This window comes from Flavobacterium sp. UBA4854 (assembly GCF_002399805.1).
Taxonomy (GTDB): Bacteria; Bacteroidota; Bacteroidia; order Flavobacteriales; family Flavobacteriaceae; genus Flavobacterium; species Flavobacterium ginsengisoli.
On sequence record NZ_DHEI01000153.1, the window covers coordinates 1 to 13,735 of the forward strand.

At 32.0% G+C, this 13,735-nt stretch carries 10 protein-coding genes; 3 read left to right on the top strand and 7 right to left on the bottom strand.

The features are described from left to right. On the bottom strand, nucleotides 1-840 hold an 840-nt coding region (locus B3J44_RS21875), incomplete at its 3' end, for a TCR/Tet family MFS transporter (RefSeq protein ID WP_286971502.1). Between the two features lie 280 nt (nucleotides 841-1,120). On the opposite strand from B3J44_RS21875, the gene B3J44_RS21880 reads away from it, so the two are divergent. Together B3J44_RS21880 and B3J44_RS21885 are read left to right on the top strand one after the other, a co-directional pair. Further along, on the top strand, nucleotides 1,121-2,092 hold the full coding sequence (locus tag B3J44_RS21880) for a glycosyltransferase family 2 protein (protein WP_286971411.1): 972 nt from the start codon (nucleotides 1,121-1,123) through the stop codon (nucleotides 2,090-2,092). Next, on the top strand, nucleotides 2,092-3,078 hold the full coding sequence (locus tag B3J44_RS21885) for a UbiA family prenyltransferase (protein WP_286971413.1): 987 nt from the start codon (nucleotides 2,092-2,094) through the stop codon (nucleotides 3,076-3,078). The genes B3J44_RS21880 and B3J44_RS21885 overlap by 1 nt, the downstream gene beginning before the upstream one ends. Nucleotides 3,079-3,750: 672 nt before the next feature. On the opposite strand, the gene B3J44_RS21890 is transcribed toward B3J44_RS21885, so the two are convergent. The 6 genes from B3J44_RS21890 to B3J44_RS21915 form a co-directional block, all read right to left on the bottom strand. Then, the gene (locus B3J44_RS21890) at nucleotides 3,751-4,707 is read right to left on the bottom strand and encodes a Wzz/FepE/Etk N-terminal domain-containing protein (protein WP_286971414.1); all 957 of its coding nucleotides are present in this window, start codon (nucleotides 4,705-4,707) and stop codon (nucleotides 3,751-3,753) included. 276 nt (nucleotides 4,708-4,983) lie between these two features. Next, complete coding sequence (locus tag B3J44_RS21895) at nucleotides 4,984-8,160, bottom strand: efflux RND transporter permease subunit (protein WP_286971415.1); 3,177 nt, start codon at nucleotides 8,158-8,160, stop codon at nucleotides 4,984-4,986. Nucleotides 8,161-8,252: 92 nt separating this feature from the next. Continuing rightward, entirely contained in the window at nucleotides 8,253-9,320 is a 1,068-nt protein-coding gene (locus B3J44_RS21900; protein ID WP_286971416.1) for an efflux RND transporter periplasmic adaptor subunit, read from the bottom strand. Between the two features lie 12 nt (nucleotides 9,321-9,332). Then, nucleotides 9,333-10,667 (bottom strand): TolC family protein, encoded by a 1,335-nt coding sequence (locus B3J44_RS21905; protein WP_286971417.1) that lies wholly within the window; start codon nucleotides 10,665-10,667, stop codon nucleotides 9,333-9,335. Between the two features lie 93 nt (nucleotides 10,668-10,760). Further along, the gene (locus B3J44_RS21910) at nucleotides 10,761-11,360 is read right to left on the bottom strand and encodes a TetR/AcrR family transcriptional regulator (RefSeq protein ID WP_198854863.1); all 600 of its coding nucleotides are present in this window, start codon (nucleotides 11,358-11,360) and stop codon (nucleotides 10,761-10,763) included. Nucleotides 11,361-11,468: 108 nt separating this feature from the next. Then, the gene (locus B3J44_RS21915) at nucleotides 11,469-11,990 is read right to left on the bottom strand and encodes a YceI family protein (protein WP_198854864.1); all 522 of its coding nucleotides are present in this window, start codon (nucleotides 11,988-11,990) and stop codon (nucleotides 11,469-11,471) included. A gap of 321 nt (nucleotides 11,991-12,311) precedes the next feature. On the opposite strand from B3J44_RS21915, the gene B3J44_RS21920 reads away from it, so the two are divergent. Continuing rightward, nucleotides 12,312-13,735: matrixin family metalloprotease (locus tag B3J44_RS21920; protein WP_286971419.1), on the top strand; the 1,424-nt coding region annotated here is incomplete at its 3' end.

The window sequence follows — 13,735 nt, forward strand, 5'->3', positions numbered from 1 at the left end:
TATTTTCGGATTAATATAACGCATCAATCCGCCTTGTACCACTCCAACCAATAAACCAATTATTCCTAATGAAATTCCGATCATTCTTTCATCCCAATTGAATTGATAAATGGTGAAGAAACTCCAGTTGCTTTGCACAGCATGAGAACCAACATATAGAAGAAATATTGCAACGATTAAACCAATTAAAGTTGGGTGTTTTCTTAATCCTAAAATAGCTCCAATTGGGTTGGCACGTTTCCAATCAAAAGGTCTGCGGTTTTCTTTTTTAAGCGATTCTGGCAGAATGAAAAATCCGTAAAGGAAATTTAGCATACATAAAACTGCTGCTGCATAAAAAGGAACTCTTGATCCATATTGTCCCAAAAGTCCACCAATAACTGGTCCGATGATAAAACCTAATCCGAAGGCTGCACCTACTAATCCAAAGTTTTTAGCTCTGTTTTCAGGCGTACTAACATCGGCAATATAAGCAGAAGCGGTTGTAATACTGGCACCGGTAACTCCAGCGATAATTCTTCCGATGAAAAGCCAGATAATAGTTGGTGAAAAAGCCAATAAAAGATAATCTAATGAAAATCCGAAAAGGGAAATCAAGATAATTGGCCTTCTTCCAAATTTATCACTTAAATTTCCAATCACTGGAGCAAATACAAATTGAGTTATCGCATATGCGAAAGTTAACCAGCCTCCAATTTTTGCGGCCTCACTAATATCTCCGTGAATTAATTCTTCTATTAATTTTGGTATTACAGGAATAATAATTCCCCATCCTGTAATGTCTATTAACATGGTTATAAAAATAAAACCAATTGCTGCTGACTTGTCTTTTTGTAGCATAGTTGTTTTTGTAAGGTGATGCAAATAAACGAAAAAACTCATATTTATTTATTTTTGAATTCACAATAAAAAAATCCCAAATTCCAATTTCGGACTTTGGAATAAATCAAAAAGTCAAGTTGAAACAATACAAATGGCAAAGAAATAAGGTATATATTATAAATTATACAAAACATTATTTTAAGATTTTTGATGGCATACAATTTAAGTTGGATATCTAAATAATTGATTAGATTTGCGTTCCAAAAAACAAATAAATTCTAAAACCAAAACTACCACATTGAGTAATATTAATGATTATCCTCTAGTTTCGATTGTTATTCCCACTTACAATCGCTCTTATTGTTTACGTGCTACAGTGGAAGCAGCCATAAATCAAACTTATAAGAATACTGAAATTATTATTGTTGATGACGGCTCAACAGACAATACCGAACAGCTAGTCTCTACTTTTGGGAATAAAATAGTTTATATTCAAAAAACACATACAGGACAAGCAGATACTAGAAACATAGGGTTAAAGTATGCTAAGGGAGAAATTATTGCACCACTTGATTCAGATGATATTTGGCATGATACCTATCTTGAAAAAAGTGTTGCATATGTGTTGGAGCATCGATTAGACCTTTTCTTTTCAAATTGGGAGCTTTGTATATCCGATATTTACCATGAAAATATTTTTCCTAATCTTTCAAAAAATAGTAATATTTCAAAAAGAGGTTGTTATATTTTTGACTATGCTGAATTTAGAAAGCTTTTGTTGATTGATTCTATGGCTCCTAGTTCTAGCTTAATTGTAAAAAAATCTTCAATTCCATTTGGTTGGAATTCTCAAGTAAACATTGGTGATGATTGGTTTTTGCAACTGGAAATGATTTTTAAAAATTTAAATTGCCAGGTTGGGTTTACGAAAGAAGTTTTCTGGAAAAAAAGTAGAGATACTACTAATATCAGTGATGGCAGAAAAGGAATTGAATTTAGAAAACTTCACATCCAAGATCTAAACTTAATTATGAACAAATTTAGCTCCTATATGGATAAAAAAGAGCAAGAAATGATTGATCTGAAAATTATTCAAAATAAAATTCTGGTAATCTATTTATCAGTATTAAAAGGAGATATTGGTAGAGAAATTTGGCAACTGTTCATTTATATTATTAAAAAACCTACTTTATTCCTTACAGCTTTTAAAAGTGGGATTCAAAAAGAAATATCTAGAAAAAATTATCAATTTATTTTTGCTAAGAATTAATGAATTTTTTAAAGTTTATTCGAATTGGCACATGGTGGTTTAAGTTGCCTCCTTTTTTGATCTTAATTTATTCTTATTTTGTAAAGACCAACATTAAGGATATTAGATATGAAATCTACCCTATTTTATTTCTTTTATCAGGACTGATAATTGGTGCCGTTTTTGCTAGTTTAATTAATAATTATTACGATCAGGAGGATGATGTCATTGCTGGCAAGGAGAATCTTATGACAAACCTCAATAAAACGTCTCAATTAATAACTTTAGGGAGTATTTTTTCATTAGGCCTTTTTTACTCTTTTCTTTTATTAGACAATATGTTTGCTTTACTATTTTACTGGTTAGGCTGGATTTGTTTTTATCTTTATTCTAGCAAAAAATTTAGATTAAAAGAGAAAGCCTACTTTGGCATAATCTTAGACGGCTTGGGATCTCAATTCTTTCCTTCCCTTTTTATTTTTACATTTCTTCTTAATGGTTACATCAATAATAATCTTACTTATATACTTAGTGGTAGTTTATGGATGCTATTTTCATTTGGGATGCGCTCTCTAATAATCCACCAATATTATGATTATGAAAATGACATGAAAGCTGGCGTTTCTACTTTTGTGAATAGTTCTCCTAGATCTGTAAAAAATGGTTTTAAATTCTTTATTCTAATCATAGAAATTGCATCTTTTCTCATCTTTAATTTGTGTATTGACTTACGGATTTTAATTTTACCATTGATTTTATATGCTTCCTCACTTATAATACTTGGAATGATGTTTAATGTAAAGTATTATTTTTTTAAACCATATTTTAATCATAAATCAAGAAGTTTGTTTTTCGATTTTTATATCACAATTCTTCCTCTTTCAATTTTATTATTACTCTGCCTAAAAAATCTTGAAAATATTTCATTATTAGTTTTATCTATTCTAATCTTCAATATTCCTACTTTGTTTAATCTAATATTTTTTTTAAAAAAAGACTTAAAATGAAGTATCTTTTTATATTATTGGGCCTAATTGGAGGGGGGGCTTGGATTTTTGCTTATGTCCTTATTGTTTATAAAGGATTGAAAGATAAAACATATGGAATGCCTCTTATTCCTCTTGTTCTTAATTTTAGTTATGAATTTATTTATTCTTTTTGTCATCCTGTTAATATACTTTTTAACATACCGTGGTTTTTATTAGATCTGGGAATTGTTTATACATATTTTAAATATGGATACCCATATTTTAATAAATTTTATTTCATTAAAAAAAGACAATGGTATCTCATTAGTATATTTACTTTTATTGCTGGTTTCTTAATAACTTTTTTTACACACCAATTTTTTTCTCAAAATCTAACTACTATACCCAACGAACAAATTAGTGTCATTTTAGGTTTTATCTGGGTCTTATTTATTCCAACATGTCTGACAATAATGTTTTTTCAAAGAAAAAATATAGAGGGGCAATCTTTTTTGATTTCATTTTTAATATTAATAGGTACCTTTTCCTATATTATACAAATATTATCTGATCCACTTTTTATTAATTGCGTCAGTCCTCTCCTAATTTTACTTAATGTACTCAGTATTATTATTGCTATATATCATAACAGATTACTTTATAGACAGCTTGTAAGAAAAGGTCTCAATCCATGGAAAACGTTCTAGTATTTTACTCTTTATAAGTAGGGGAGCTAGAATTCAATATTGTTTTGTAATTATAGTTTTTTAGAAGTACAATAATTACTCCTGTTAATAAACCTAAAAAGATGAATTCAGCAAAAACTCTAAGTGTTGGTGGTTCACTACTAAAAACAGGAATTTGTGGTTTTTCTAAGACTTGTATTGTAGGTGTATCTTCTTGTATTTTTATTTTCATTTGTATTACTGATGCCGATAAACTGCTCTGTATTTCGGTTTTTAATTGTATATTTTTTGATGAATCATTTGAAACATCTTTTTGTAAACTTTCAATAAAACGTAATTCTTGACGAGTTTTTTCTGTACGGTATTTAGTAATATAATCTATTAGGTAAATAATTGTAAAATTAGCAATATCTGCTGCAACAACAGGATCTTCCATTTTTACTGAAACAGAAATTAAATTATTCCTTTTAGCAATTGTAACGGCAATTCTTGTTTGAATATCCTTTGCTATATTATAATGTGTCATTTTATCATTAGCCTCGAAGTTTGATTTTTCTCTGTTAAAAAATGATGTTTTACTTTTGAGTTTCAAATCATAATATGCTTTAAAACTTATCTTTTCATTCCTTTTTGTGTTTATTTCTTTAGCAAGAATATAATCACAAAATTCACTTGTGTTTATAATTTCAGCATAAAGCTCGGGACTAGTAATTTCAGTATTATATACATCAATATTGCCATTATATTTTTTTAACAATTCATTCAATCCTCCCATACCATTAGAAGCTTTATAAGAAACTTCTGGCATTATTTTACCAGTAGAAATGTATTCTTTAGGAATGATTAATATATATGAAATACCAATAATTAGAAAAAACAAAATAACTAACAAAATTATTTTATATTCTTTTTTCAATACAACGAATAGTGCTGCTGTAGAAATTGACAAAGTTTCATCATTTTCTTTATGTTTTTGTATCATTCTTTTTATTAAATTTTAATTGAAAATTCCAAAATCTAAAAGTCTTTCACTCATATATAATTTATTTAAAAGATATATAAATAATAGTCAGGCCAAAGATGATTAAAAATCATTTTAATTACTAATAATTATAATTCATTTTATTTAAGAGTCATTTTAAATCTACAACTTGCTATTACTAAAAAAAATCCCAAATTCCAATTTGAAGGAATCTGGGATTTTTCATTTTGAAATTCCAATTTCGGACTTTGGAATTTCTATCGTAAATCAAAACTATTAATGTGTATGTTTCGGATTAAAACCGTCTTCGCTTAATTCAGCATGCTCGTAATCGGCGTGCATTTCAGCTTCATAATCGATTTTTTCTCCTTTAGAGAACTTACGGATAATTTTCTCCATAATATCATAGATAACTGGTACCACGATCAAAGTAAGGAATAATGATGAAATCAAACCTCCAATGATTACCCATGCCAATCCGTTTTTCCACTCTGCTCCTGCTCCTGAAGCTAATGCAATTGGGAACATACCAAATACCATCGCAATTGTCGTCATCAAGATCGGACGTAAACGAGCGTGGTTTGCTTGAATTAGGGCATTTCTGATTGATTCTCCGGCTGCTCTTCGCTGATTCGTATAATCGACAAGCATGATCGCATTCTTACACACCAGACCAATCAACATGATTACCCCTAAGATCGTAAAGATATTTAAGGTGTTGTTTGTTAATGCTAAGGCGAATAAAACTCCAATAAACGAAAGCGGAATAGCGAACAATACAACAAACGGGTGAACGAAACTATCATATAATCCAACCATTACAAGGTAAACCAAAATAATAGCCGCTAATAATGCAATTCCTAAAGTACCAAATCCTTCTGATTGGTTCTCTTGGTCACCACCCCAGATATAGTTAACTCCAGTTGGTTTTTGCAATTTATCTAATTTCGCCTGCCATTGCTGAACGATTGTTCCTGCTGGCACCCCAACGTTCTGACCTTGTACGGTTACAGAAGCTGTTTTATCTCTACGCTCTAATTTACTTGGCCCCGAACCTTCAGTAATTGTAGCAAATTGGTTTAATTTAATTTGCTGACCTGCATTGTTGATGAAAATCAAGTTACTAACGTCTGTGATGTTTTTTCTATCAAATTCGTTGTATTTAATGTTGATATCATATTCGTATTCACCAGCTCTAAATTTACCATCTGTATTACCACTGTAAGCAGTTTGCATTGTTAAACCGACTGTTTGAAGTGTTAATCCTAATGCTGCCATTTTATCTCTATCAACCTGAACGTTGATTTCAGGGTTTCCGTCTTCAACTGTTAATTTAATCTCAGTTGTTCCAGGAATAGTACGTAATTCGGCTTCAGCCATTTTAGCAAATTTCATTGCACTTTCTACGTTCGGACCTGTTACAATCAAACCTAAAGTTGCATCCTCAGCAGTACCTAAGATACCTACTGGAACTGTTTTTACTTTTGCTCCAACTAAAACTTTTTCTAGTTTACGTTTTACTTTTGCAGCGTATACGTTGGCGTCGTCTGTACGATCTTTTTGATCGATCATTTTAACGTCAATCTCTGCTTTGTATGCAGTTGCCTGAGCAGCTCCTAAACCTTCACTGGTTTGACCAACTGTTGTAATCTGGCTGAAAACATATTTCTCTCCTTTTAAGAAAGCTTCTGCTTTTTGTGTCATAAAGTTAGTTTGCTCTAACGAAGCATCTTTTGGCATCTCGATTTGAACTAAGAACTCACCACTATCAGATGATGCGAAGAACTCTCCTCCAATATATCCGCCTCCCATTAACCAGAAGATTGTACCAAAGAACATTACTACGATAGCCACCATTGTTTTGATATAGTGATCTAAACACCAGTTTAGTAAGTTAGAAACCCAGTCAGTAAAACGAGTTAGGTAGCTTTCAAATCCTAAAATGATTCTTCCGAAAAGGTTTTTACCTTCAATATGCTCTAGTTTTCCAAAACGAGAAGATAACCATGGAATAATTGTAAATGAAGCCAACAATGAGAACATTGTAGAAATAATTACCGTAACACAGAATTGTGTAATAATGTTTGATACCAATCCGGTACTCATTGCAATTGGCAAGAACACTACCACAATTACTAAAGTAATCGAAGTTACGGTTGCACCAATTTCGGCAGTTCCGTCATAAGCCGCACGAATTCGGCTTTTACCCATCTCCATGTGTCGGTAAATATTCTCTAGTACCACAATCGCGTCATCCACAAGAATACCTACAACAAGAGATAAACCAAGTAAAGACATTAAGTTAAGTGTATAACCTAACAAATAAATCCCGATAAATGTAGCAATCAAAGATGCTGGAATAGATACCATTACGATTAACGAGTTTCGAATACTGTGCAAGAAGAACAACATTACGAATGCTACCAGAATAACCGCAATTAATAAATCGTGTACAACAGAATCTGCTGCTTCAAGAGTAAAGACTGTACTGTCTTTTGCTACTTCCAATTTCAATTGAGCCGATTTGTAATCGTTCTCTAGTGTTTTAATTGTCTTAATCAATTGCTCACTTACCGCAACGGCATTGGCATCTGATTGTTTTACAATTTGAAGTACAATTGCACTTTTTTGATCTACACGAGCAATTTTCTCTGCAATTTTTTGTGTATCCTGAACGTCGGCGATATCTCCTAAACGAACCTGAATTCCGTCTTTAGAAGAAACCACTAAGTTTCTTAATTCGTCAACATTTTTATATTTACCCGCTAAACGGATTAAGATCTTTTGGTTACGAGTCTGGATGTTTCCTGTTGGGAAATCTAGATTCGAAGTTAAAATAGTCTGTTGCACTTGTGGAACTGAAAGTCCGTAACCTTGCATTTTTACTGCATCAAGGTTTACTTGAATCTCACGCTCTTGACCACCAATAATGTTTACCTGAGCAACCCCTTGTACACGAGATAAAACAGGAGCAATCTTTTTATCGATCAAATCGTAAAACGCTGCTTCGTCCATTTTTCCATTCGCACCAAGCGTCATAATTGGTAAATCACTCAAAGAGAATTTAGTCAATGACGGTGGATCTGCATCATCTGGAAGATCACTTAAAATAGCATTAATTTTACGCTGTGCATCATTCATCGAAATATCAACATTGGCATTTGAAGTCAATGTAATTGATACAATCGAAAGACTTTCATAAGATTTCGAATCAATTTTTTTGATATTTTCCAGAGATGCAATCGCATCTTCAATTTTCTTTGTTACTGTATTTTCAACCTCACTTGGAGAAGCTCCAGGATATACAGTTGAAACTGTAATTACGTTAGTTTCGAATTTTGGGATCAGCTCGTAGCCTAATTGGCTGTAACTGAACAATCCACCAAGAGTCAGAATTGTAAACAATACAATTACCAACGACGGACGTTTTATGGATATTTCGGCTAATTTCATATATTTTGTTTTTTGCTGTAGGCTATACGCTGTAGGCTTTAGGCATTTTTAAAATGCTTAAAGCTTTATGGCTTACTGCTTAAGGCTTAAAATTATTTAATAATTTCTACTTTATTTCCGTCTTGTAGGTTGATTTGACCAGTAACAATTACAGTTTCTCCGTCATTTAAACCACTAATGATTTCAACTTTATCTCCTAAAATTCTTCCAGCAACTACTTTTCTTAATTTAGCAACACCGTTTTCTACAACAAATATTTCGTTACTGCTTACACTTCCAACAAAAGCATTTCTAGGAACAACTTTCAAGTTTTGTTTTTGGTTTTTAGCGCCAAAGTTTGCAGTTCCGTACATACCCGCTTTTAAGTCGTTGTTAGCGTTGTTTGTAATTTCGATTTCAACTGGGAAATTTAAAGAAGCATCTGCTTTTGCAGCGATGAAAGTAATTTTTCCGCTAAATGTTTTATCAGGATAAACACTTGCAGTAATGTCTACACTGTTTCCTAATTTTAAACTAGCAACTTGTCCTTCATTTACAGTAACTGTTAATTTTAATTTAGAAACATTTACAATGTCAAATAAAGCAGTTGCAGGCATTCCAGTTAGAATAGAACCTGGCTCTATATATTTTTTATTGATATATCCGTTAATTGGAGCTTTTACTCTTGTATCTCCAACATTGATTTTAGCTTGAGTATAATTAGATTGCGCATTAGTTAAAGCTAATTTTGCTTGATCTAATTGTTGTTTTGTAACACCGCCAGTTTTAAAAGCATTTTCATATCTAGCATAATCAGATTTTGCATTTTGATATGCTGCTTCTGCTGCTTGAGCACTTACATTGATAACATCGCCTCTCATTGTTAAAAGAGTTTGTCCTACTCTTACATAGTCACCTTCTTTTGCTAAAACACTAATTACTTTTCCTGATTTTTCAGCAGAGAAAGTCAATTCTTGAATTGGTGCGAAGTTTCCGTTTGCAGTAAAACCTAAATTAACATCTTCTGTTTTTACTGTCGCTACTTTTACAGAAACTGCTGCATTTTTTTCTGCTACAATTGCAGTTTTAGCTTCGTTTTCTGCTTTATTTTTATTTAAAATGTAGTTAATCCCGACAAAAGCCACGACTATGATTACGATTGTTATAATTATTTTCTTCATTGTAATAATTTGTTATTTAGTAAGAGATTTTAGTTCGCCTTTCGATTTGATTAGAGATATTTCGGCAATTTTATAATTTAAAACCGCTCTTGTAAAGTTATTTTGAGCTTCAAGCGATGCATTTTCTGCGTCTAGCAAATCGGTTAAAGATGCTAAACCTTGAAGATAATTGTTTTTGGTATTGCTTAGAATTTCAGTTGCCAAACGCATATTTTCTCTCTGATTTTCAATAGTCACAAGATTATTGTTAATCTGTGTCATTGCATTTCTATAATCTAAATCAAGAGAAAGTTTAGTGTCTTTGATATCTTCTTGTAGTTCTCTAATTTGAACATCTGCCTGTCTTACTTTAGCACGAGTTCCAAAACCAGTAAAGATTGGCACGTGCAAGTTTAAAGCAATAGCTGAGAAATCTGACCAATAAACTCCTTTTTCTGGTTTTGCAAACCAAGGCATTTCTGGTCCTTGCCCGATATAATTATAACCTGCAGATAATGAAAGTGTTGGATAATAACCCGCTTCAACAGCTTTTTTATTGAATATTAAAAGCTCTTCTTGTTTTTTCAAAAGCAAATATTCTGTTCTGTTTTCAATATTTGGCTCTTGTGTTAAAGCAGCTGGTACAACTTCAAATTCTTCTTTTGGCATAACGATTTGAGTTTCTATAGGCATACCCATATAAAACTTTAATGCATTTTCCTGTAACTCAATCTGATTTTTAACCTGCTGGCGATCTGTATCAATGTTAGACATTTTTACGATAATACGGTCTAAGTCAATTTTTTTAGCTAAACCGTTGTTAAACTGCCCTTGAACAATATCACGAACTTTTTGAGTATTTACATAGTTGCTGTCTAAAAGAATAAGTCTTTCTCTTTGTACATAAACTGAATAGTAGTTATTTGCAACTCTTTCAATAACTTGTTCTTCAGTTAACTGATCATTTATTTGATAAAACTCACGTGTAGTTTTTGCTGCTCTTAAACCTGTAAAAACAGATTGATCAAATATGGCTTGAGTTAAAGAAAGTCCAGCAGTCGATGTCCATTTTTGACCAAAAGCTGCCTGAATAGTAGTTCCTGGCGCACCAAAAGCTGCTCCATCAATAACTGTTGTTTGAATTACTGGATTATAAGTAAGACTTCCGTTTGCACTAATTTGTGGTAAAGCTCTCGAACGTATTTCTTGAATTTGGTACTCACTATTTTCAATCTGAAGTTTTGCTTTTTTTGCATCAGCTTTATTTTGAAGTGCATAATTGACCGCGTCTTTCAGAGTTAAAGTAGTGGTTTGTGCGGCGGCAGATAAGCCTATTGTACACAAAACTATAAGAAAGATTCTTTTCATAAGTAGTTAATATTTATTTTAAAAATTTGAGATGGCATCGTCATTTTATCTTTTACAACTCTCTAGAATAAATGACGACAATTTGGATAATAATTAATTTCTAATTTTTTTTAATTGCTTTTCTAATTCCTCTACTCCTTTTTCAGTCGCCATTGCACGAGTATGATACTCTAAGGCTTCCAACTCTATTCTTTGCGCTTCACTTTCAGAAACTGTATTTTCGTTTATATGAAAAACGAGAGTGTAATAAAACTTAACATAAACCTCTACATTTAAGTCACTTCTATAAAGTCCCTCACGAATTCCTTTTTCAATATTATCTCTAAAACATTGTGTACACTGATCAATTTCGAAAGACAAAATGTTCTGATAAATTTCTGGATAATGTTTTTTTAACTGATAGATTGGCGAAGTGTCAATATTGTTTTTAAACATATCACGAAACATTTCTCTAATCTCAAAATTCTCATGAATAGCATTGTAATTTTTAGCAATAATAGTATCCATGATTTCGTGCACTTGGCCATGAACCAACGATGTGCTCTCTTCAATTAGAACTTCTTTGTTACAGAAATATTTGTAAATCGTTTTTTTCGAAATACACATTTCGCCTGCAATGTCGTCCATTGTAACACTCTTAAAACCAAGCTTTAAAAACAATTCGCTTGCTTTTGCTATAATCTTCTCTTTCATTTTAAATTCTCGAATTGCCTTACAAATATACTCTGGAAACTAAAATCAAAAAAATAGTTTCCTATATATTTGTAATAATTTTACATTAATTTACTGGTTTAGTAAGATTTATATTGCGAACTCTAAATTTGCAATAAGTTTAATCTCTTTACCCAAAGCAGTTCCCGAAGAATGATTAAAAGAATTGAAATCTAAACCAAAGTCTTCACGTTTGATATTTCCTTTAATTTCAAAAGCCACTTTCTTTTCTCCGTTATAAATATTTTCTCCTAGAAATTCAGCATCCAATTCAACTACTCTTGTAATGTCTTTTATGGTCAAATCTCCTTTGAAGAAATTAATATTCTGATTTACTTTTTGAAATGAAGTCGATTTAAAACTTATAATGGGATGCTCATCTTCTTCAAAAAAATCTTGAAGTTGTAAATAAGCGTCTATAGATTGAAAACTTTCATTTTTGTTATTGATATCTAATGAGAATTCGACAGAAGCGTCTTCAATCTCATTGTCTTCAATATTCACATACCCATCAAATTTATTTGCATCTCCTCCCAAATAAGCAGTTCTTGATCGTCTCATTTTCAATAAAACATCTGACTGACTAGAATCTAAAGTCCATTTTGTTTTCATAAATACTTGATTTAATTGAGTTTATAAATCTTTAAAACTCTCAATGGAAACTTTTACAGTGTTCTGAGTTTCCATTTTAACGCTGCAAATATAGACAGGAAACTCTGAATACCAAAAAAGTTTCCAAGTTTTTTACAAAAAAAATTTAATCAAATCAAATCCTGTGTTTTTACAACGATTTATAACTGTTAAAAATCATCGTTTATCTATAACTATCTGACAATGTAGATTTAATACTGCTTTTTGCTAAAATAATACTACAAATCTTACAGCAATACGTATAATTTTAGCACAACTATTTAACCCTAAAAAATTTACATTATGAGAAAAAAAATTACTTTACTTCTATTCTGCATTTTCGGTATCTCCCAGATGGATGCGCAGATTTTGTATGATAATGGCCCAATAGACAACAATCCAAGTTTTAGCCTTGACGGAAGAAAATGGGATCATACCAATCTCACCTACTTTTTTGAAAATGGGACAAATGATATTGCAGGAACAGATGAAAAAACTGCTTTGGTGCAAGCAATGCAAGTATGGTCAAGTGTTACAAGTTTGACTTTTACCGAAGTTACAAGTGCAGCAAACGCCGATATTGTCATTAAATGGGCCGTTGGAGATCATGGAGATGGAGCACCTTTTGATGCAGTAAATGGTGTTTTAGCGCATGCTTTTTTCCCTCCACCAAACGGAGCGTATGCTGGAGACTTACATTTTGACGACTCTGAAACTTGGACAACAAGCGTACAATACACATCCTCACAACCTATAGATTTGGTTACAGTCGCCATTCATGAATTAGGACATTCATTAGGATTACAACATAGCAATGTGCCAGGAGCAATCATGTATGCATATTATAATGGATCGCAACGAACATTGTCAACCGATGATATACAAGCTATTAGTGCAGTTTACCCTAAAATTTATAGTTTATATGGAGGTAATCCCGTTTGTGGTTCGCCATCTCAAACTTTTGTTGGCCTGACTCCTTCTCCTCCTGCTGGAAGTTCTATAGTTTGGAGCACATCGCCAAATCTTACAATCGCTATGACTTTACCTCCAAACACACCAAATACAGCACAAATAAACGTACAAAGCACTGTAGGAAATACTTATCAAACAGGAACAGTAACAGCAACGATCAACGGAGTTCAAACCATAACAAGAACTGTAGATATAGGAGAAAAACCTCTTTATTTTGGTACAAAGAAAACCGCTACAACTGATTATACCGAGTATTGCGACAATACATACCATTATGTTCCCATAGACATTGTTAATTCAGATAATACAGTAAGTTATAATTACACATTTGGAAATTTCTCTACTGGAATTAGCAATCCCGGAATTACTTATACTGAAATCAATTCTAAAAGATATCTTTTCAAAATCCCATTAAACAAAATTCCATCTGGAACTTATCCTGTTTTTAGTTTCTCTGTTACTACCAATACAACCTGCACTGGCGTTCCGTACACAATTTATGGACAAGTGGTAACCTTAAGTTCTTGCAATGGTACATTTGCGGCAAAAACAATTGCAGAAACGTCTGCAATAGAAACGTCTGCAATACAATCTGAAGATCGTGTCACTATTTACCCAAATCCTGCGACAAATATTTTAAACATTTCCGTTAGTAATTCAAAAAACAATATTGCTAATGCTAAAATTATTGGTAAACTATATGATTTAAATGGCAGTGAGCTGACACAAATTTCTATTTTAAGCAATACAGCTTC

Bases quoted from the DNA above. Each gene is read 5' to 3' on its own strand.
- B3J44_RS21885 (WP_286971413.1), top strand. From the start codon at position 2,092: ATGAATTTTTTAAAGTTTATTCGAATTGGCACATGGTGGTTTAAGTTG.
- B3J44_RS21890 (WP_286971414.1), bottom strand. From the start codon at position 4,707: ATGATACAAAAACATAAAGAAAATGATGAAACTTTGTCAATTTCTACA.
- B3J44_RS21895 (WP_286971415.1), bottom strand. From the start codon at position 8,160: ATGAAATTAGCCGAAATATCCATAAAACGTCCGTCGTTGGTAATTGTA.
- B3J44_RS21900 (WP_286971416.1), bottom strand. From the start codon at position 9,320: ATGAAGAAAATAATTATAACAATCGTAATCATAGTCGTGGCTTTTGTC.
- B3J44_RS21905 (WP_286971417.1), bottom strand. From the start codon at position 10,667: ATGAAAAGAATCTTTCTTATAGTTTTGTGTACAATAGGCTTATCTGCC.
- B3J44_RS21910 (WP_198854863.1), bottom strand. From the start codon at position 11,360: ATGAAAGAGAAGATTATAGCAAAAGCAAGCGAATTGTTTTTAAAGCTT.
- B3J44_RS21915 (WP_198854864.1), bottom strand. From the start codon at position 11,990: ATGAAAACAAAATGGACTTTAGATTCTAGTCAGTCAGATGTTTTATTG.